The following is a 20193-nucleotide window of genomic DNA, read 5'->3' on the forward strand; positions in this document are numbered from 1 at the left end:
TACCTTCGGCTCGGCGCATCAGGCGCGGGCGGGACACGTTCCCCCGGTCCCGCCCGCGCCCCTTTACCTCTGGACGCCGCTCCCGGTCCGCGCCAGTGGGATCACCCCCGCCGTCCTCTCACCAGTGGACGACGACCTTGTCGCCGTTCTCGACCTGGTCGAAGAGCGAGGCGATCCTCCCCTCGTCCCGCACGTTCACGCAGCCGTGCGAGGCGCCGTCGTAGCCGCGGGCCGCGAAGTCCGGTGAGTAGTGCACCGCCTGGCCGCCGCTGAAGAACATGGCGTACGGCATGGGGGTGTCGTACAGCGTCGAGACGTGGTCGCGGGACTTCCAGTACACCGTGAAGGCACCCTCCCGGGTGGGCGTGTACTGCGAGCCGAAGCGGACGTCCATCGAGGAGACGACCCGGCCGTCGATCATCCACGAGAGGGTGCGGCTGTTCTTGCTGATGCACAGGACCCGGCCCGTCATGCAGCGCGCGTCCGGTTTCGCGACCGGTTCGGCGGCCGGCGGGTCCAGCTCCCGGGCCGTCGGCCTCCGGGTCATCCCGAGCAGCCGCTCCCAGGTCACGGTGTCGGTCCTGCCGGTGCGGGACAGGCCGCGCCTGCCCTGGAAGGACTGTACGGACGCGACGGTCGCGGTGCCGTAGTACCCGGTGGGGCTGCGGTGGAAGTGGCCGATCTGGCGCAGCCGGGCCTGCAGCTCCCGGACCTTCCCGCTCCTGTCGCCGGTCGACATCAGGGTCTCCGGCCGCGGCGAGGGCCGCGCGCTCGGCGTCTCCACCGGGGCGGGGTCCGTGGCCGGTTCGGAGGGCGACACCGACGGGGACGCGCTCGCCGGTCCGCTGCCCGGGGCGGCATCGTCCGTGGGGCCCGTCGCCGTGGCCGCCACCGTCGGCTCCGCGGCGCCGACGGGGCCGGCCCGGCAGCCCGCCGTGAGCGCGGCCAGGGCGAGCAGGCCGATGGCCGCCGTCCGCGCCCCGCCCGCACGCCCGTTCATCCTTACGTGTCCCATCGCGACCCCCTGGCCCGCCCGTCACCGCCCCGGTACCCGGCGCCCGCGACATGGATGTCCTGGAAGACGGATTCCCGTCCTGCCCGGTTGCCGAATCCTGCGCATGATGGGAAACGAGCGTCCGGCCCCGCCGCGGGGCGAACGCTGTGAGCAAGGTCCCAGCCGAGGGCCCTGACGGGTGGTACCGCCGCCGCTAGAGTCCGTCGCGAGATTTGTTACTGAGAAGTAGCTTGAGCGGGAGGCACAGCACATGACGCGTGAGTCCGAATCGGGGCTGCCCATCGAGCCGGTGTACGGGCCGGACGCACTCGACGGCTGGCGGCCCGAGGAGAAGCTGGGTGAGCCGGGTGCGTACCCCTTCACGCGTGGCGTCTACCCCACGATGTACACCGGCCGTCCCTGGACGATGCGGCAGTACGCCGGTTTCGGCACCGCAGCCGAGTCGAACGCCCGCTACCAGCAGTTGATCGCCAACGGCACCACGGGCCTGTCGGTCGCGTTCGACCTGCCCACCCAGATGGGCCACGACTCGGACGCCCCGATCGCCTCCGGCGAGGTGGGCAAGGTCGGCGTCGCGATCGACTCCATCGACGACATGCGCGTCCTGTTCGGCGGCATCCCGCTGGACAAGGTCTCCACCTCGATGACCATCAACGCCCCCGCCTCGCTCCTCCTCCTGCTCTACCAGCTGGTCGGGGAGGAGCAGGGCGTCCCGGCGGACCGGCTCACCGGCACCATCCAGAACGACGTCCTCAAGGAGTACATCGCCCGGGGCACCTACATCTTCCCGCCGAAGCCCTCGCTGCGGCTGATCGCCGACATCTTCAAGTACTGCGGTACCGAGATCCCGAAGTGGAACACCATCTCGATCTCCGGCTACCACATGGCCGAGGCGGGAGCCACGCCCGCGCAGGAGATCGCGTTCACCCTGGCCGACGGCATCGAGTACGTCCGCACGGCCGTCGCGGCCGGCATGGACGTGGACGACTTCGCCCCGCGGCTCTCCTTCTTCTTCGTCGCCCGTACGACGATCCTGGAGGAGGTCGCCAAATTCCGTGCCGCGCGCCGGATCTGGGCGAACGTGATGAGGGAGGAGTTCGGCGCGAAGAACCCCAAGTCGCTCATGCTCCGCTTCCACACCCAGACCGCGGGCGTCCAGCTCACCGCCCAGCAGCCCGAGGTCAACCTGGTCCGGGTCGCCGTACAGGGCCTCGGTGCGGTGCTCGGCGGCACGCAGTCGCTGCACACCAACTCCTTCGACGAGGCCATCGCCCTGCCCACCGACAAGTCGGCCCGCCTGGCCCTGCGCACCCAGCAGGTCCTGGCGTACGAGACGGACGTGACGGCGACGGTGGACCCCTTCGCGGGGTCGTACGTCGTGGAGAGGATGACCGACGACGTCGAAGCGGCGGCCCTGGAACTGATGCGCAAGGTCGAGGACATGGGCGGCGCGGTCGAGGCCATCGAACGCGGTTTCCAGAAGGGGGAGATCGAGCGCAGCGCCTACCGGATCGCGCAGGAGACCGACAGCGGCGAACGCGTCGTCGTCGGTGTCAACCGCTTCCGCCTCGACGCGGAGGAGCCGTACGAGCCCCTCCGCGTCGACCCGGCGATCGAGGCCCAGCAGGCCGCCCGGCTGGCGAAGCTCCGCGCGGAGCGCGACCAGGGTGCGGTGGACGCGGCGCTGGCGGAGCTGCGGAAGGCTGCGCGGGGAACGGACAACGTGCTCTACCCGATGAAGGACGCGCTCCGGGCGCGGGCCACGGTGGGTGAGGTGTGCAACGCGCTCCGGGAGGTCTGGGGGGCGTACGTCCCGACGGACGCGTTCTGAGCGGCCGGTCCCGTGCGCGCGGGTGATCTCCGCCGATCACCCGCGCTCCGGCGCCGTCCCGCCCCGCTCCGGCCGGCGGAGAAGGGGCTCCCCGCCCTGCGCGTCCAGGACGGATCCGCCGCATTCCGAAATGCCTGGACAGGGCGTCGTACCCGCGTGCGACACTCCGTCCATGCTGGGTGTGACCGATCTTCCGACCTATCTCGCCGGCCTGGTGCTGATCATTCTGCTGCCCGGGCCCAATTCGCTGTACGTGCTGTCCGTCGCCGCCCGGCGCGGTGTGCGGACGGGCTACGTGGCCGCCGCGGGCGTCTGGACCGGGGACGCGGTCCTCATGACGCTGTCCGCGCTGGGTGCCGCCTCCCTGCTGCAGACGACGCCGCTGCTCTTCGCCGTCGTCAAGTACGCGGGTGCGGGCTATCTGACCTGGCTGGCCATCGGGATGCTGCGTGCCGCCGTGTCGATGTGGCGCGAGCGGCACCGGCGGGTCGCCGAGCTGACGGAGGCGGACGCGGCACCCGCGGCGGCGGTCGAGCGGCCCTACCGGCGAGCGCTCGTGGTCAGCCTGCTCAACCCGAAGGCCATCCTGTTCCTGATCTCCTTCTTCGTGCAGTTCGTCGATCCGGGTTACGCCTACCCGGCGCTGTCCTTCCTGCTGCTGGGCGCCCTGCTGCAGCTCGGGAGCTTCCTGTACCTCTCGGCGCTGATCTTCGGCGGTACCCGCCTGGCCGCCGCGTTCCGCCGCCGGAAGCGGCTTTCGGCCGGGGCCACTTCGGCGGCGGGCGTGCTGTTCCTCGGCTTCGCGGCGAAGCTCACGTTCAGCGGCGTCTGAGCCGTGCGGGTCCGCAGGGCCCTCAGTGGTGCCAGGCCCGGCCCCCCACGTTGTGGATCATGCGCTGGAGGACCTTGAGGGCGGCGACGAAGTCCTCGTCGGGAATGCCGGCATGGATCTCCGCGCTCGCGCGGGAGACCCGTTCGTACGCCCTCTCCCGCAGCGCGTGCCCCTCCGCCGTCAGCCGCAGCCGGGTGGTGGCGTCCTGGGTGACCAGGCCCTTGACGACGAGCGCGTCGATCTCGGGGTCCAGCCCGTCCCCGACGTTCAGATAGCCGCGGAGCACCGCCACCACCTCGGCCCGTGGCCGCCCCGCGTCGTCCGCGTCGACGAGCTGGTTGATGACCCACCAGGGCGGCTGGGTCAGGCCGTGTTCGGCCAGGGCGGCGCGGATGTGGGTGACAGTGGCCTCGTGGGCGGCCCAGCTCCAGTAGCCGATCGGCTGCCGTGCCAGTCCCGCGTCGTCGTGTGAGTAGTCCATGTCCCCGAACGTAGGAGCTCAAGCACGCTTGAGGTCAAGGGGCGGTTCTCCGCGGGGCGGCCGAGGGCGTCAGGGCCTTCCGCAGCAGCGGGGTGGACCACCGCTCCACGTACCGGTGCAGCAGCCAGGCCAGCGCCAGCATCGCCCCGACCGTGAGCACGGCCGTGAGTGCCGCGGGGACGCCGAGGGTCCGGTGCAGCACCCCCACGACCACCCATCCCAGGTGCTCGTGGACCAGGTAGAAGGGGTACGTGAGCGCCCCCGCGACCGTCAGCCAGGGCCAGTCGACGCGGTGCAGCGCGCCCAGGGCGATGGCGGCGACCACGGCGAAGCCGGCCGTCACGATCAGGATGATCACCGCCGACGAGCGGTACGAGAACGCGTCCTGGCCCGCCGGATGCCACAGGTCCGCCACCGCGTGGTGCTGACCCAGCAGCCAGCTCACGCCGACGATGCCCCAGGCCACCGCGTCGCGGCGGTCACGGTGGACCAGGTAGAGGCCGATACCGCCGACGAAGAACGGGGCGTGCTCCGGCATCAGGAGCACGTCGAGGAACGGCTCCCCGGACGCCTTCGTGAGAGCCGCCGCCAGTGTCCACACGGCGCAGAACAGCACGATCCGCCGCCGGTTCGCCCCCGGCAGCACGACGAACAGGGCGAACAGCGCGTAGAAGCGGATCTCCGCCCACAGCGTCCAGCACACCCCGAGGACCCGGTCCGCCCCCAACGGCTGCTGGAGCAGGGTCAGGTTGACCAGTGCGTCGCTGGGCGACACCGCCTCGTACGCCACCACGGGCAGCGCGAAGACCAGGGTCACCAGCACGACCGCCGCCCAGTAGGCGGGCATCAGGCGTGCCACCCGCGAGACGAAGAACGAGGACAGCGACCGCCCCCAGCCGCTCATGCAGATCACGAAACCGCTGATGACGAAGAAGATCTGCACGCCCAGCGGCCCGTAGGCGAACCACGTGTGGGCGGTCGGGAACTGGACCGCGGGCGAACTGCCCCACGCCGCGGTGATGTCACCGCCCCGGCCACCGTAGTGATAGGCCGCGACCATCAGCGCCGCGAGCAGCCGCAGCCCGTCGAGGGCGCGCATCCGGGAGTGCCGCGGGGCCGGCGGCGAGGAGGCCCCGGATCCGTCGCCGGGAAGGGGAGGCGCGGGGACGCGTGCCTCCTCGGCGAAGCCCGTCCCCGGGGGCGCGGTGGCCGTCGACGGCCCCGCTCCGGTCCTCCCCGCGTCCTGCGGTGTGATGGTCACAGCCACTCCATTCAGCCGGTGCGCCGCGTCAGCGTAGGGCGGGGCAGAGGGACAGAACGGTCAGGAAGCGCGCAGTTTTCCGTGCTGACAGGGCGAGTTCATCTGGCGGTCGTACGGGTTTTCTACCGTGACGCCGAACCGCAACCCGCTGTGCGGACGCCACCCCCGGACCGTTTCGGCGGAGGTGTCCGTGACCGCGTACGACTCGACGCCCACCTCCCCCCACGGGCATCAGACGCTTGGAGCGCCATGACGAAAGCCCGCCCCCGTTGGCAACGGCAACGTGACGTGGAGGTCCCGGCCCCACGCGCGGGCACGGCCCCCATCGCCGTCACCCCCACCGACCTGGACGTGTGCCTGCGCGCCTGCGCCGCCCACAGCGGAAAGCTCGTCGCGGGACTCGACCGGCGTCGCACGGCCCTCGCGGAGGCGTTGCGGCACCTGCTCGCCGCCCATGCGGCGACGGCCCCCGCCGCTCCGGCGGCAGCCGTCCCGCTGCCGCTGATACGGCGCAGCGTCAAGAGCGGGGCGAGCACCGGACCGGTGCTCGGCGACGAGCTCATGGACCCGCTGCTCGCGGTCGGCAACAAGGCGCTGGAGTGCGGCTACGAGGACGAGACGAAGCTCGCCCTGCTCGTCGCCGACACCGTGCTCACCCAGCGCAAGCGCTCCCGCGCGGGCTGGCGGCTGCGCGCCCGGGTCCTGGAGGCGATGGGGTCGGAGACCGCGGCCGTCGACGCCTACGAGCGCTACCTCGGCCTGACCGACGACGACGGCTTCGGTGTGGCCGCCAAGGCCGCCGGACTGCGGCTGGGAGGGGAGATCCAGCACGAGCTGGTCCGGAGGCTGGAGGACGACTGCCCCGGGTCCCGCGAGTTCGCCGCCCGCCCCGTCATCGAGGCCTGGGCCGAGGGCCTGGAGCTGCACGCCCGCGGCGACTGGGCCGGGGCGCAGCCGCGGCTGGTCGGAGCGCTGCTGGCACAGACCCGGAACGGCACCCCGGTGACCGAGATCCAGGAGACGGCGTCCCACTACCTCGGTCTCGCGAGGGAGGCGCACGGCGTCGTCGGCGGCGGAGGCGGCACGGGCGACCCCACCGGGCCCGACCCGCTCACCGAACTCACCGAGCTCTACGCCGAACAGCGCAGGAACCGGTCGCGCGGTGCCGTGGCCGACCCCACCTTCGGGGGCGTCGAGTGGATCACCCTCGGTGAGTTCCGCAACCTGATCGCGGGCCGCTCGATCTGTCTGGTGGCCAACTCCCAGCGGGTCGGCAACGGTTCGATGGGCGCCGAGATCGACGCCTACGACCTCGTCGTCCGCTTCAACTCGTACAAGATCGACCCGGCGGCGACCGGACGGCGCACCGACATCCACGCCACCATCCACAAGCACAGCTTCAACTGGGACCAGCGCGTGGAGACCAGACTCGTCTTCGGAGGGGTCTCCGGCGGCTGGAAGCAGTCCCTGCGCAGCCGGCTCGTACCCGGAGCACAGACCTACCTCGGCGACGAGTCGCTGCGCTGGCCGCTGCGCGACATCGGCAGGACCGGCAGCGACGTGTGGCCCTCCATCCCCACCACCGGCTTCAACATGCTGTGGCTGCTGGACTTCCTGGACGTCAGCCCGCGGCTCGACCTGATCGGCTTCGACTTCTACGAGAGCGGGGCCTACCGGCTGGCCGGCGCGATGAAGATGCCCATCACCTCCGTGCACGAGTACACCAGCGAAAAGGCGTGGGTCATGGAACGCGCCCAGAGCGTCACCGATGCGAGGATCCGACTGCGATGACGACCGCGCCTTCCATCCCGACCGCCGCCAACGCGCTCACCGGCAAGCGCCGGGTCGCCTTCGCAAGCTTCGTGGACGAGAACTACCTCCCGGGATTCCTGACGCTGCTCCGCAGCCTGGCCCTCTCCAACCCGTCCGTCTGCGAGGACTTCCTCGTCCTCCACGACGGCCTGCGCACCGACTCGATCGCCAGGATCCGCGCCCTGCACCCGCGCGTGTCCTTCCGCCAGGTCGACGCCGCGCACTACGACGGCTACGCCAAGGGCGACCAGGACAACTACCTGGTGCGCAAGGCGTACTTCATCCTCGACGTGTTCCGGGTGCGTGACTACGACACCGTGATCACCCTGGACACCGACATGGTGGTCCTCGGCGACCTGGGCGAACTGCTGGAGCTGCGCGACGGCCTCGCCGCCGTACCGCAGTTCTTCTACGGACAGCACAAGCTCAACAGCGGGCTGCTCGTCATCCAGCGCGACTACCTGAGCGACGCGTTCTGCGCGAAGCTGGACGAGGTCGGGCGCAAGGGTTCGTACGAGCTCGACAAGCACGACCAGGGCATCCTCAACGCCGTGCTCGACGGCGGGTTCCTCCACCTCGACGCCCGGTACAACTTCGTCAAGCGACGGCTCTCGGGAGACCTCCCGGTCCCGGACGACACCGCGATCCTGCACTTCACCGGGCGGCACAAGCCGTGGCAGGGCGGAGAAGCCGGCTACGGCCAGGCCGAGGACCGCTGGCACGCGTACGAGCTGTCCGAGGCCGAGTTCCACGACGCCTACCTCTCCCTGCCCGGGGCCAAGCACCACGACCTGCTGGTGCACTACGGCACCCCGCACGTCCGGCGGACCGGTGACGTGGAGACCGCCCGGCGCGTCGCGAGCGCGCACATCGGGGCGGGGGAGTACCAGGAGGCGGTGGACCTCCTGGGCGGCATCCGGATCCCGGTCGACGAGGGCTGGGCGCACGAGGTGCTGGGCCACGCCCTGATGAGCGTCTCCCGCTACGGGGAGGCCCGCACCGAGCTGATGCTGGCCACCGCCGCACCCAACAGGGCGGCGACCTCCTTCGGGCGGCTCGCCCAGATCGCCTGGATCCACGGGGACGACACGGCGGCCGCCGAGTACGCCCTGGACGGGCTCGGCGTCGACCCGACGCACCGGGCGAACCGGCTGATGTACAGGCGCACCACGAGTGCGAAGCAGGCCGCCGAAGGCGCTCCGGCCGAGCAGCTCGCGCATGTCGCCTTCTACATGGAGCAGCAGGGCAACGCAGGGGACAAGCTGCTGCCGGAGAGCGTGCGCCTCGCCTTCGACCGGGACACCGGCCCCGCCCGCTGGCATTCCGTGCACGCCCACCGCCTCTTCGACGAGGCGGCGCTGGAACGGGTCAACGCCCGCCGCGGCCTGGTCATCGGCGGCGGTGGCCTCTTCATCCCGGACACCGCGCCCAACGGCAACAGCGGCTGGCAGTGGAACGTGCCCGACGCGCTGCTCGAGCGGATCGACGTCCCCGTCATGGTCTACGCCGTCGGCTTCAACGCCTTCGACGGCCAGGCCTACGGCCGGAGCCGCGACCGCTTCCTGTCCAGCCTGCGCAAGCTGGTGGAGCGCTCCGCGTTCTTCGGGCTGCGCAACCACGGTTCCATCGAGAAGGTGCGGGACCTGCTCCCCGCCGGCCTGCGGGACAAGGTGCGCTTCCAGCCCTGCCCGACGACCGTGACCCGGCAGACGACGGCGGGCTGGACCGATCCCGCCGAGCGGGAGAACACCGTCCTCGTCAACGCCGCGTACGACAGGGCCGGTCTCCGCTTCGGCCACGACTACGGGCATTTCCTCGGCGAGATGGCCACCGCGGTCAAGGGGCTCGGCGCGCATGCTGAGGTGAAGTGCGTCGCGCACTCCCTGGACGACGAGCGGATCGCGTTCGACCTGCGGCGCGAGCACGGCATCTCGCTGCCGGTGATCCCGATGTACGACTTCGACAACGACGCGATCCGGGACACCTACGCCCGTACGAAGCTGGTCATCGGGATGCGCGGGCACGCGGGGATGATCCCGTTCGGCTGCGGGACGCCGATCATCAGCCTGATCTCCCACCCCAAGATGGCGTACTTCCTGGCGGACATCGAGCGGCCCGAGTGGGGCATCTCCGTCCACGACCGGCGCCTCGGGGCACGGCTCGTCGAGCGGGCGGCCGGAATGCTGTCCGACCACGCGGCGGCGGTCGCCGATGTGCACGGCAGGCAGCAGGAGCTGTGGAAGGTCACCGAGGCCAACGCGGCGGACCTGCGGGTCATCCTGGGCGGCCGGACCGTCTGACGCCATTCCCGGGGACGGCCCGTTCCCGGGAACGGGCGCGCTCCTCGGAGGGCCCGACCCGGGGAACGGGCCCTTTCCCCACACGGGGTCGAACAGAGCCGGGCGGACCTGGTCCCAGGTCCGCCCGGCTCTCGTCATGGAGGTGCCCGCGCTACTTCCGGACGGCCCGCCGCAGCAGCCGCGCCCGGCGCACCACCCGGCGCACCGCCGCGTTCCGGGGGAGGAAGGCGAACTGGGCGGGCACTCCGCCCGGCAGCCCCAGCGAGGTGAGCCGTCGCCGCTTGAAGTACCGCCAGGTCGTCGCGTCCAGCCGGGTGGAGAGGTAACGCTCCGCGTCGGGCCGCAGACCCGGGTGTATGCGCGGCTGCATGGCGTAGCCGACGGCCCTGACCAGGGCCGGCACGTCCGGCTCCGTCCCCGCGGAGGGCCGCTGGGCCTCGACCGACGGGCGGTCGGTCAGCTCGGGGAGCAGCGCGTCCACGAGGGTGACGGGCATCCGGTTGCTGTTCTCGTACGGGGAGAGCCGGTCGAGGAGCATCTCCGTGCCGACGCGTGCGACCGGCAGCCCGTAGAGCGCCGACGCGGTGAGCAGCGCGGTCGAGAAGCAGCCGACGACCAGCGCGGGGCGCATCCGCTGGTAGAGGACCTCGGCGAGCACCGGGGTGGTGAGTATCCCGGCGTCCAGCACGGTCAGTTCGGCGCCGAGCCGCTCCGCCTCCGCCTCCATCCCCCGGGTCCACCGGGCCGGGGCGGTGGGGTGCGGCTTGAACACCAGGCGGGTGTGGCCCAGCGCGAACGCGCCGCGCATCATCCGCAGGTGCAGTTCCTCCTCCTCCTGCGGTGAGATCAGCTTCAGCGCGGAGAGGTACTGGCCGAGCAGCAGCGCCGGCCCGTCCACGGACGGCAGGTCCACGGACACGTCGGCCAGTTCGCCCAGTACCTTGAGGAAGTCCTCGCTCCCCACGACCACCGGTGCCGCGCCGAACTCGGTGAGCAGCAGCGGCTTCAGCCCCGGCACGAGGTCGAGGTGGAGCACGCGCCGCACCCGCGTCCCGACCAGCGGGTCGACCTTGTTGCGGGTGGGGCCGTAGCTCATCAGCCCGTCGGCGTACACGTCGATCGGTACGCCGGTGAAGATCTGGGCCACCCCGATGGCCGGGTCGACCTGGATGGATTCGATCGTCAGCTCGACGGCGTCGTCACCCAGACCCCAGGCGAGCCGCAGGTACCGCTCCCACAGGGGCAGATCGTCCGGCCGGGGCGACCAGGCGCTCGGGTGGAAGGGCGCGATGGTCTCGTTCCAGGACACCACGTCGTCGAACCGCCCGCGCAGCCGCTCGAACCCCGGCATCGCGTCGACGGAGAGCGACGTCTCCGGGACCGCCGCGTTGTTCGCGACGAGGAGGATGCGCCGGTCGGCCTCGCCGAAGAGGCCCGAGTCGAGGGCGGCGGCGAGGGTCGCCGTCCCGTAGAGGGTGGAGGCGAGGAAGATCTGCGTCCTGCGCCGTGCGGTCGGTGTGGTTCCGGCGGAGCCGGTGCGGGGCGTGCTCATGCCGCGGCCACCTCCTTCACGGTGCCGGGCCTGCGCCGCAGCCGGCGCAGCAGGGTCGCCCGCTCGACGTCCATGGAGTCGAGGGCGTCGTCCAGCACCCGCTGCGGCATGCGCTGCAACGCCGCCGCACTCATGGTGCGCAGCGCGCGGGCCACGGCCGGTTCGAACTTCGAGATCTCGGACAGGTGGTGCGTGATGATCGCGCAGTAGGTGCGGACGGCCTTCGGCAGGTACAGGTCCGCGTCACGGTCCAGCGAGGTGTCCGCGATGACCTGGTCGAAGGCCGGGATGAAGTCGAGCTGGCGCATGTCGCCGATCTGGGTGAGGGAGGAGGCGACGCCCCGCCGGTAGAAGATGCCCAGCAGGCCGGACACGGCGAATGACTCCGCCTCGCGGTGCAGTCGCCAGATCCACGGCCGGTCCTCGGCCGTGCGGAGGTTCTCCGGGAAGTGCAGCAGGCCGCCGTCGAGGAGCCGGCGGTGGTAGACGCCCGCCCAGGAGTACGGGTAGTCGACCGGCGTCGACCGCTCGTAGGGCAGGATCACCGCCCGCGGATCGACCACGGTGTCGCGCGGACCGTACGGCACCCGGTGGACGGTGCGCTCGGTGCCCGTGCACCGGACATGGTCCGTCCGGAGGAAATCGCAGCCCAGGGCCTCGATGTTCGCCACCAGCTGTTCGAAATAGCCGGGGGACACCCAGTCGTCGCCGTCCAGGAACGTGATGAATTCACCGCGCGCCGCATTCAGCCCCGTATTACGGGCGGCCGACACTCCGCTTTCCTCCCGTCTGATGTGAACGGCGCCGGGCAGGTCGCGTGCCGCGCGCTCCAGGATCTCCCGGGTCCCGTCGGTCGAGCAGTCGTCGACGAGGATGAATTCGAAGTCCTCGCGGGCGTTGGCCCGCAGGCTTCTCAGGGCGTCGGGCGCGTATGTCTGCACGTTGAAGAACGGCATGATGACGGAGAGCTTGACCACCCGCATCACGCTAGGCCGGGCCCTGGCATGTGCCTTGTCCCCGGCGAGGACGGCGGGTGAACGGCGAATGTAGGAATGGTGAACCGGCCGGATTCCGGGTGGGACGACGGGTGATCCGGGGCCGATTGGCCAATCGTCGGTGGGCTGTTAACCATTTGTTGCCCCCGCGTTGGGCCGCCCATCGAAATGCCTTCCTAGCTTTTAGGACGTGCCTCCACGTACCAGCAATTCGGCTGACCCGGCCGACACCGCAGCCGCCTCCCCGGCCCTCAGGGTCGCCGTGCTCGCCGACTCCGACACCCGGTGGAAGTGGGGCGCGCTCACCGCGCGCCGCCTGACCGCCCCGGGAGACGGGCCCGGCGAGGACGACCGTCCCGTCGAGATCAGCGGACTGCTGCTGCGCGGCCGTGCCACCCCGACCCCCCGGCAGCTCGCCGAGGTCGGAGAGGTCGGCGTGGACGCCGGCCGGGTGCGCGAGGTGACGGCCGTCGAATTCCTGCACGACGTGCGGGACGAGGGGTACGACGTCGTGGTGCTCGCCCTCGTCGGCGGCGCCGTCCAGGCGATGCTGCACGGCCTGGCCGCCCTCGGCCTGCCCCGCAGGCCCGTGGTCGTCACCGGGTACGTGGGGGTCGTCTACGAGAAGCTCGCCGACGGGCTCCTGCTGCGGCACGGCGCGGACATCGTCCTCGCCAACTCCCGTGACGACGCCCGGCGGTTCCGCGCGGTGTACGAAGGGGTCGGCGCCGACGCGTCGGCCGTCACGGAGGCGGCCCTGCCCTTCCTCGGCGGGGCGCCCTACCGGCCCGAAGAGGGCCGCGACACCGTCGTGTTCGCCGCCCAGCCCTCCGTACCGGCCTCCCGGGCCGACCGCACCTATCTGCTGCGCAGGCTCGTCGAGCACGCCCGGCTGCACCCGAAGCGCGAGGTGCTCCTCAAGCTGCGCTCCAAGCCCGGCGAGCACACCACCCACATCGAGGAGCTGCCCTACCAGCGGCTCGCGGAGCGGATCCCGGGCGGGCTGCCGCCCAACTTCCGCCTGGTGTACGGGCACATGGGCGAGGTCCTGGACCGCACCGACCTGCTGGTCACGGTCTCCTCGACGGCGGCGCTGGAGTCCCTGCACCGCCGGATCCCGACCGCGATCCTCTCCGACCTCGGCGTCCGGGAGACCCTCGGCAACCACCACTTCATCGGCTCCGGACTGGTCACCTCCTGGGACGGCCTCGACGGCGGACACCGCCCGCGGCCCGACGAGGAGTGGGTGTCCGGCCAGGGCGTCGCCGCCGACGGCTCGTACGCGTCGGCCTACGACACCGCCAGGGCCAAGGTCGCCGTCCTCCTCGGACGCGACACCCTCCCCGGCCTCGCGCCGTACTACACCCCCGCCACCGCCCCCGGATACCTCCCGGGCATCCTCGCCCGCCACCACCTCTCCGCCGACGGCCACCCGCTGCCGGGCGCCGTGGCGCCCGGGGAGACCGGCCGGGTCAGGGGCGCGGTGCGCCGGACCGTACGCAACGCGGCGCGCGGCGCCTACCGCCACGGCGTCCAGCGGGTCGCCCCCGTGATCCGCCGCATGGGGGACCTGTGACCGCCGACCCCGCCGCCACGACCCTCGCTCCAGGAGCAGCCATGACCCCGCCACCGGCCCCGACCGTGCTCGCCGTGATCCCCGCCCGCGGCGGATCCAAGGGCGTCCCCGCCAAGAACCTCGCCCAGGTCGGCGGCGTCCCCCTGGTGGCCCGCGCGGTCCGTGCCTGCCTCGCCTCCCCGGAGGTCACGGACGTCGTCGTCACCACCGACGACCCGGCCATCGCGGACGCGGCCCGGGCCGCGGGCGACGCGCTCGGCGAGTCCGGCCGGCTGCACTGCGTGCACCGCCCCGCCGCCATCGCCGGCGACACCGCGACCAGCGAGGCGGCCGTCCTGCACGCCCTGGACGCCTACGAGTCGATACGGCCGGGCCGCTCGGCCGACGTGGTGCTCCTCGTCCAGTGCACCAGCCCTTTCGTCACCCGCGAGGACATCGACGGCGTCGCCGCCGCGGTCGCCCGCGAGGGCGCCGACACGGCCGTCACCGTCGCCCCCTTCCACGGCTTCGTCTGGCGCGACGGCAGCCCGGTGGAGGACGACACCTACGGCGTCAACCACGACAAGGCCGTACGCCCCCGCCGCCAGGACCGCCCCCAGGACCTGCTGGAGACCGGCGCCGCGTACGCCATGGACGTCCCGGGCTTCCGCACCCACCGCCACCGCTTCTTCGGCCACACCGCGCTCGTACGGACCGACCCCGCCCGGGTGCTGGAGATCGACGACCCGCACGACCTGGCCCGCGCCCGCGCCCTCGCGCCACTCCTGGACCCGTCACCGCTGCCCACCCGCGAGGACGTCGACGCGGTCGTCCTCGACTTCGACGGCACGCAGACCGACGACCGCGTCCTCATCGACTCCGACGGGCACGAGACCGTCGCCGTGCACCGCGGCGACGGCCTCGGCATCGCCGCCCTGCGCAAGGCCGGCGTACCGCTCCTGATCCTCTCCACGGAACAGAACCCGGTCGTCGCCGCCCGTGCCCGCAAGCTCCAGGTCCCCGTCCTGCACGGCATCGACCGCAAGGACCTGGCGCTCAAGCAGTGGTGCGAGGAGCAGGGCTTCGACCCCGGCCGCGTCCTGTACGTCGGCAACGACGTCAACGACCTGCCCTGCTTCGGCCTGGCGGGCTGGCCCGTCGCCGTAGCGAGCGCCCACGACTCGGTACGCGCTGCGGCGCGCGCCGTCACGACCACACCCGGAGGCTTCGGCGCCATCCGCGAAATCGCGGCCTGGCTCCTGGGCCCCACCCTCACCACCACCCACGCCCCCACCAGGTAAGGAAGCACCACCATGAGCAGCACCTCCCGTCTGCGCACGCTCGGCACCCGCACCGCCGGTCCCGGCAACCCCGTCTACATCACGGGTGAGATCGGCATCAACCACAACGGTGACCTCGACAACGCCCTCGCGCTGATCGACGTGGCCGCCGAGGCCGGCTGCGACGCCGTCAAGTTCCAGAAGCGCACCCCGGAGATCTGCACCCCGCGCGACCAGTGGGACATCGAGCGCGACACCCCCTGGGGCCGGATGACGTACATCGACTACCGTCACCGCGTCGAGTTCGGCGAGGCCGAGTACCAGGCCATCTCCGACCACTGCGCCGAGCGCGGCATCGACTGGTTCGCCTCCCCGTGGGACACCGAGGCCGTCGCCTTCCTGGAGAAGTTCGACGTCCCGGCGCACAAGGTCGCCTCGGCCTCCCTCACCGACGACGAGCTCCTGCGCTCGCTGCGCGCCACCGGCCGCACGGTCATCCTCTCCACCGGCATGTCCACCCCGCGCCAGATCCGCCACGCGGTCGAGGTCCTCGGCAGCGACAACATCCTGCTCTGCCACGCCACGTCGACGTACCCGGCGAAGGCCGAGGAGCTCAACCTGCGCGTCATCAACACCCTGCAGGGCGAGTTCCCGAACGTCCCGATCGGCTACAGCGGCCACGAGACGGGCCTCCAGACGACCCTCGCCGCCGTCGCGCTCGGCGCCGCGTTCGTCGAGCGCCACATCACCCTCGACCGCGCCATGTGGGGCTCCGACCAGGCCGCCTCCGTCGAGCCGCAGGGCCTGCAGCGCCTGGTCCGCGACATCCGCACCATCGAGGCCTCCCTCGGTGACGGCGTGAAGAAGGTGTACGAGTCGGAGCTCGGCCCGATGAAGAAGCTCCGCCGGGTCACGGGCGTCGTCGCCGAGACCGAGAGCGCGCCGGCCGCCGAGCCGGTCGCGGTCTGACGGGCCGACCGGTGAACCTCGCCTTCGTCGAGAGCCCGGTCCAGCTCCTGAACGTCCTGGAGTGGACCCACACCCGGGGAGGCCCGGCCGACACCACGGTCGTCGTCCTCCCCCCGGTCGACCCGATGTCGCGCGGTCAGCTGCGCAGGATGGTGGAGCTGGCCCGCGACGAGGGCATCACGGTCCGCTGGCAGGAGGCGCGCGGGGAGACCGGCGCGCCTCTGAAGGCCCTGCGCGCCCTGACGGGGCTGATCCGCAGGGCCGACCGCATCGTCATCGGGGACCCGTTCTCCCGGTACGTGCAGCTGCTCCTCTCCCTGGTCCGCACCCGCCGGATCACGGTGGTCGACGACGGCACCGCCACCATGGAGTTCGTCGCCCAGCTGGCGCGCGGCGAACGCCTGGTGCGCTGGCACCGCCGCGGCAGCCGCGGCCCGCGCGAACTGCTCCTGGCCCCGGTCACCTCGGCGGCCCGCCGCAGCTTCACCCCGTCGGCGACCCGCACGGTCGAGGTGTTCACCGCGATGCCGGTGGAGGCACCGCAGGGCGTCGACATCACGTCCAACACCTTCGCCTGGACCCGCGAGCGCTTCGGCCCGCCCCTGATCACCAAGGGTGCCGACCTGGTCGGCACGTCCCTGGTCGAGACGGGCGTGGTCGACCCGGTGCCGTACCAGGAGGCGGTGACGGCCCTGGCCCGCACCCACGGCGCGACCCGCTACTTCGCCCACCGCCGTGAATCCGCGGACAAGCTCCACGCCCTGGAAGCAGCCACCGGCCTGGAGATAGTCCGCCCCGACCTCCCCCTGGAACTGATCGCCCGCCGCGGTCCCATCGGTCACACCGTCCTCAGCTTCCCGTCCACGGTGGTCCACACCCTCCCGCTGGCCCTGGTCGGCACCGGGGTGAAGGTCGCGGTGTGCGACATAGCCCCGGAATGGCTCCGCGACACGGCCTCCCCCCGGGCGCACGGCTTCCTGAGCGGCGTCACGGAGACGGCCCGGGACGTGCAACGGCTGTCGCCGTGGCGGGTCACCGCGGTGACGGCGGAGGGCTGAGGGCGGGGGGACGCACGATGGAGTCCGCCGGGCGCTCCATGAACCGGCCCTGCGGATGCCGGGGAAACCGAGGACCGCTCCGGGTGGGCAGCTCGACTGCCAGGTCACCCTGTCCGACGGACCGGGAACGTCGCGGCCGGTCGCCCATGTGGAACGCGAGTCGCCGCCCGGTGGCGTACCCGCCTACCTCGCGGCCCGAAGGAGCGGCGCCCGCTCCTTCGTCCTGTCGGCGGACGAGCACCGCCAGGCCCGGGTCGCCACCCTGGTCACCGTCTCCGCGAGGGGGGACGGGCACAACCTCCCCACCCTCCCTGACCTGTTACGACCAGCAAGTATGACCGATTCGCGGCGAAGAGTCGCGGCCGGTTGCGGTGCCCACAACTGAACGACCCCGACCAGGTGTTGATCGCACCAGGCCGGGGTCTCACCGCAAGATCCCGAAGGCGATCCCGTGGCTACCCGGCAACCTCGGCTCCGCCCTGCGCGCACCCCGCATCCTCGCGCCCGTACCCGAAGGTCAACCCCGGCTACGGCAAGAACATGACGCCGTCGCACACGTCCGGACTTCCGCACGCTGCTCCGGTCCCCCTGACGGCCCGGCCCGTCGCCCGTGAGCTCAGGAGCGGCAGGTCGCTTTCATCTGCGCGGCCGCGTGATGGGCCTTGCCCCAGCCGCTGGACCAGTCGTCACCCCGGTCGAGGAGCTTCACGCCGATGGTGGAGCCCTTCACCGGGAACGTACCGGCGCTGACCCACTGACCGCGCAGACCGGCCTGGTTGACGGTGAAACTGCTGTACTTCGTCGTGCGGTCGTTGGCGTCGACCAGCACGTGATACGTGGAGGGGTGCCCTCCCACGTACAGGGTCGTGTTGCTGTGCGGGATGAACACGGAGATCTGGCAGGTACGCGCTCCGGTGCCAGGCCGCCACCACCACATCACCCTGTTCTTGCCGTCCGTGGCCGTGGATCCCGACATGGGGACCGCAGCGTAACCACCGTTGCACCCGTCACGCGTCCAGGCTCCGGTCGTCCGGGTGTACCAGCCCGCTGTGCCGTCGCTGAAGTAGTTGACCTGCTTGTAGCCGCCACCGGACGGGACGGGACAACCGTGGCCCACGACCCCCGTGTACACGACGGCGGAGGCTGCCTGCGCCTGCGCCTTCGGTGCCTGGGACGAGGCGCCGGATTTCGGGGCGGGGGCCGGCTCGTCCGCGGTGGAGGCGGCAGCGGTACTCGTCCCGGGCTCGCCGGCCCCGCCCTTCGCCTCCTTCGCCGGGGTCTCCCCTCCCGCCGTGGAGCCGGCCGCGTCCGAGCCCGGGCCGGACACCTCCGCACCGCCGCCCGGGACCGTGGCCCCGCCGGCCTTGGGCCCCCCGCTCTGCCGGGCATCGGGTGAGGCCGCCGTGAAGGATCCTGGCGCGTCCGTGCCCCCACCGCCGAGCAGCGTGCCGGGTGCCTCGCTCGCACCGGGCCGCCCACCGTCCCCGTCGTCACCGACGAGGATCAGGAAGGGGATGCTGACGAGCAGGACACCGGCGATCGCCGCAGCCGCCAGCAGCGCCTTGCCGGGGCGGCCCACTTCCTTGCGAGCGGGCGCGCCGGTGCCCGTGGCTGTTGCCGTGGGACCGGGTTCCGCCCCGTCACCCTCGGCGCCGACGGCCGCCGTGGCCGGCCGCTCAACGTCCCTGGAGGCCAGGGACGTTCCGACTGGCGCGGACCCGGCGGCAACTCCGGCCCCTCCGGGATCCCCGGCCCCTTCGGACTGCCCTGATTCCGCGGGCTCTCCGGCCTTCGCGGTGCCCTCGGCAGCCACCGTGCCTGCCCCGGGCTTCTTCGGCTCCCCAGGCTCTTCGGTGCTCCCGGTACCGGCAGCCGAGCCCGCGGCTCCGGCCGCCTCGCCCCCCGGTTCCGGAGCGGAGGAGGACATGGGTCCGGCCGCAGGATCCCGCTCGCCGGACTCCGGGACAGAAACCTGTTCCGGATGGCCGGCCCCACACTCCTGCGTGGCCGGGTTCCTCTGCGTGGCCGCCGCCTCTTCGTGCTGGGCCATGGTGATGGGCTCCTCTGCGTGACAACTGACGGGGGCGGCATCGCGCGGCCGGCAGAGTCGCGGAGCGCGGTCCGCAACAGTTCCCGCGCCCCTCCAGCCTCACAGCGGGCGCAGCCGACAACAGCACGCCGGCGGTCTCCCGCCGTCCGCACCCGTAAACCCCCACGGGCACGGTGGATGACGCCTTCGGGGCCTGCGGCCGACGGACACGAGGCACACCGTATCGCGTGCCTGTTCGAGGGTGATCGCTCGGCCTCCTGAAGGCGCGACGGGAGTGAACAGGCTCTGTGGGAGGCGTGCCTGACGGTGCCTCCGGTAAGCGGCCGCCGGTCAGAAGACAGACCAAGGACACGGCCCGAGGAGAGGGGCGCGTGCGCACGACGGCCCACTAACCCCTCGATGCTCCGGGGGGTACGTGCGTATTGCATCGCTGGAGCCGAGCGCGCCCGGCCCCGTGTCCCGGGTCGCCGATCAGGTCGAGGCGGTGCACCTGGGATGGCCGTCGAGCTGATCGGGCACGCGCGGGCGATGCTGGACGATGCGCGCGCGGACACAGGAGAGGTCCGCCATCTCGCGGCCCGGCTGGCGGAGCCGTCACGCCGCCCTTCTCGACACGGTCGGCCGGAACCTCGGCATCCCGCGAACCCGTGCGCCATCGCACGTCGAGTCGCATCACCGCTGAGAGCTCCCTGGCGAGCCCGCGCCGCTTAACGCGCCGCCGCCGGCTGCCCGCGCGGGGAGGGGGCCGCCACCCGCCCGCAGGCGACGGGACCGCCCTCCCGCGGCCTGGCAGGCCGTACCGGAAGCGGTCCCGTCGCGTTCACGTCGGCGAGACCTCCGTGCCCATGCCCATGCCCGTGCGGACCAGGGCCAGGACCTCCTCGTCCGTGAGGCCCAGCCCCCGGGCGTCGGCGACGAGGGTTTCCACGCGGTCCAGGAGCCGGGCGCGGGCCTGGGTGTTGGGTGCGTCCAGGACCATCGCGCCGCGGCCGCGCCGTAGCTCGATCATTCCTTCGTCGCGCAGGCGCTGGTAGCCGCGCAGGACCGTGTGGATGTTGATCCCCAGCGAGTCGGACAGGGCGCGGGCCGCCGGGAGGCGGTCGCCGGGGGCCACCTCGCCGTCCGCGATGGCCCGCCGTACCCGGGCGGCGATCTGGTCGCCGAGCGGGACGGCGGAGCCGGGTTCGATGCGGAAGAGCATG

Annotated in this window: 15 protein-coding genes; 8 read left to right on the forward strand and 7 right to left on the reverse strand. The window is 72.2% G+C overall.

All coding sequences use genetic code 11. The features are described from left to right. Positions 1 to 118: 118 nt before the first annotated feature. Positions 119 to 1015, reverse strand: a complete 897-nt coding sequence (locus tag OG927_RS20465; RefSeq protein WP_209469861.1) for a L,D-transpeptidase family protein — start codon at positions 1013 to 1015, stop codon at positions 119 to 121. A 250-nt stretch (positions 1016 to 1265) separates the two neighbouring features. On the opposite strand from OG927_RS20465, the gene OG927_RS20470 reads away from it, so the two are divergent. Both OG927_RS20470 and leuE read left to right on the forward strand, forming a co-directional pair. Continuing rightward, a complete protein-coding gene (locus OG927_RS20470) occupies positions 1266 to 2846 on the forward strand; it encodes an acyl-CoA mutase large subunit family protein (protein ID WP_330320592.1) in 1581 nt (526 codons plus the stop codon). Positions 2847 to 3018: 172 nt separating this feature from the next. Beyond that, positions 3019 to 3678 (forward strand): leucine efflux protein LeuE, encoded by a 660-nt coding sequence (leuE, locus tag OG927_RS20475; protein ID WP_056796213.1) that lies wholly within the window; start codon positions 3019 to 3021, stop codon positions 3676 to 3678. 22 nt (positions 3679 to 3700) lie between these two features. Here the strand turns inward: leuE and OG927_RS20480 are convergent, their stop codons facing one another. Continuing rightward, positions 3701 to 4159, reverse strand: coding sequence for a MarR family winged helix-turn-helix transcriptional regulator (locus tag OG927_RS20480; protein WP_124281336.1), 459 nt, complete (start codon positions 4157 to 4159; stop codon positions 3701 to 3703). Between the two features lie 34 nt (positions 4160 to 4193). After that, positions 4194 to 5420: an acyltransferase family protein gene (locus OG927_RS20485; protein WP_330320593.1), complete on the reverse strand. Its 1227-nt coding sequence runs from the start codon at positions 5418 to 5420 to the stop codon at positions 4194 to 4196. 249 nt (positions 5421 to 5669) lie between these two features. Here OG927_RS20485 and OG927_RS20490 point away from each other — a divergent pair, with 249 nt between their 5' ends. Then, positions 5670 to 7211 (forward strand): hypothetical protein, encoded by a 1542-nt coding sequence (locus OG927_RS20490; protein WP_330320594.1) that lies wholly within the window; start codon positions 5670 to 5672, stop codon positions 7209 to 7211. Then, positions 7208 to 9532: a glycosyltransferase gene (locus OG927_RS20495; RefSeq protein ID WP_330320595.1), complete on the forward strand. Its 2325-nt coding sequence runs from the start codon at positions 7208 to 7210 to the stop codon at positions 9530 to 9532. Before OG927_RS20490 ends, OG927_RS20495 begins: the two co-directional genes overlap by 4 nt. Positions 9533 to 9683: 151 nt before the next feature. On the opposite strand, the gene OG927_RS20500 is transcribed toward OG927_RS20495, so the two are convergent. After that, complete coding sequence (locus tag OG927_RS20500; RefSeq protein WP_330320596.1) at positions 9684 to 11084, reverse strand: polysialyltransferase family glycosyltransferase; 1401 nt, start codon at positions 11082 to 11084, stop codon at positions 9684 to 9686. Then, entirely contained in the window at positions 11081 to 12061 is a 981-nt protein-coding gene (locus tag OG927_RS20505) for a glycosyltransferase family 2 protein (protein ID WP_056797709.1), read from the reverse strand. The genes OG927_RS20500 and OG927_RS20505 overlap by 4 nt, the downstream gene beginning before the upstream one ends. A 208-nt stretch (positions 12062 to 12269) precedes the next feature. Here OG927_RS20505 and OG927_RS20510 point away from each other — a divergent pair, with 208 nt between their 5' ends. The 4 genes from OG927_RS20510 to OG927_RS20525 are packed head-to-tail and all read left to right on the forward strand — an operon-like array spanning position 12270 to position 16941. Next, entirely contained in the window at positions 12270 to 13655 is a 1386-nt protein-coding gene (locus tag OG927_RS20510; RefSeq protein ID WP_209469856.1) for a DUF6716 putative glycosyltransferase, read from the forward strand. A gap of 41 nt (positions 13656 to 13696) precedes the next feature. Further along, positions 13697 to 14935: an acylneuraminate cytidylyltransferase gene (locus tag OG927_RS20515; RefSeq protein WP_330320597.1), complete on the forward strand. Its 1239-nt coding sequence runs from the start codon at positions 13697 to 13699 to the stop codon at positions 14933 to 14935. A gap of 12 nt (positions 14936 to 14947) precedes the next feature. Further along, positions 14948 to 15883: an N-acetylneuraminate synthase family protein gene (locus tag OG927_RS20520; protein WP_056796180.1), complete on the forward strand. Its 936-nt coding sequence runs from the start codon at positions 14948 to 14950 to the stop codon at positions 15881 to 15883. Positions 15884 to 15894: 11 nt separating this feature from the next. Then, positions 15895 to 16941 carry a hypothetical protein gene (locus OG927_RS20525; RefSeq protein WP_056796176.1) on the forward strand — a complete coding sequence of 349 codons (1047 nt, stop codon included), beginning with the start codon at positions 15895 to 15897 and terminating at the stop codon, positions 16939 to 16941. A 616-nt stretch (positions 16942 to 17557) separates the two neighbouring features. On the opposite strand, the gene OG927_RS20530 is transcribed toward OG927_RS20525, so the two are convergent. Further along, positions 17558 to 18520, reverse strand: a complete 963-nt coding sequence (locus OG927_RS20530; RefSeq protein ID WP_056796172.1) for a hypothetical protein — start codon at positions 18518 to 18520, stop codon at positions 17558 to 17560. Between the two features lie 1291 nt (positions 18521 to 19811). Next, the gene (locus OG927_RS20535; RefSeq protein ID WP_056796168.1) at positions 19812 to 20192 is read right to left on the reverse strand and encodes a GntR family transcriptional regulator; all 381 of its coding nucleotides are present in this window, start codon (positions 20190 to 20192) and stop codon (positions 19812 to 19814) included. Position 20193 lies beyond the last annotated feature (1 nt).

This window comes from Streptomyces clavifer, from assembly GCF_036345975.1.
Lineage (GTDB): Bacteria > Actinomycetota > Actinomycetes > Streptomycetales > Streptomycetaceae > Streptomyces > Streptomyces clavifer.

Bases quoted from the DNA above. Each gene is read 5' to 3' on its own strand.
- OG927_RS20465 (WP_209469861.1), bottom strand. From the start codon at position 1,015: ATGGGACACGTAAGGATGAACGGGCGTGCGGGCGGGGCGCGGACGGCG.
- OG927_RS20470 (WP_330320592.1), top strand. From the start codon at position 1,266: ATGACGCGTGAGTCCGAATCGGGGCTGCCCATCGAGCCGGTGTACGGG.
- leuE (WP_056796213.1), top strand. From the start codon at position 3,019: ATGCTGGGTGTGACCGATCTTCCGACCTATCTCGCCGGCCTGGTGCTG.
- OG927_RS20480 (WP_124281336.1), bottom strand. From the start codon at position 4,159: ATGGACTACTCACACGACGACGCGGGACTGGCACGGCAGCCGATCGGC.
- OG927_RS20490 (WP_330320594.1), top strand. From the start codon at position 5,670: ATGACGAAAGCCCGCCCCCGTTGGCAACGGCAACGTGACGTGGAGGTC.
- OG927_RS20495 (WP_330320595.1), top strand. From the start codon at position 7,208: ATGACGACCGCGCCTTCCATCCCGACCGCCGCCAACGCGCTCACCGGC.
- OG927_RS20500 (WP_330320596.1), bottom strand. From the start codon at position 11,084: ATGAGCACGCCCCGCACCGGCTCCGCCGGAACCACACCGACCGCACGG.
- OG927_RS20515 (WP_330320597.1), top strand. From the start codon at position 13,697: ATGACCCCGCCACCGGCCCCGACCGTGCTCGCCGTGATCCCCGCCCGC.
- OG927_RS20520 (WP_056796180.1), top strand. From the start codon at position 14,948: ATGAGCAGCACCTCCCGTCTGCGCACGCTCGGCACCCGCACCGCCGGT.
- OG927_RS20535 (WP_056796168.1), bottom strand. From the start codon at position 20,192: ATGCTCTTCCGCATCGAACCCGGCTCCGCCGTCCCGCTCGGCGACCAG.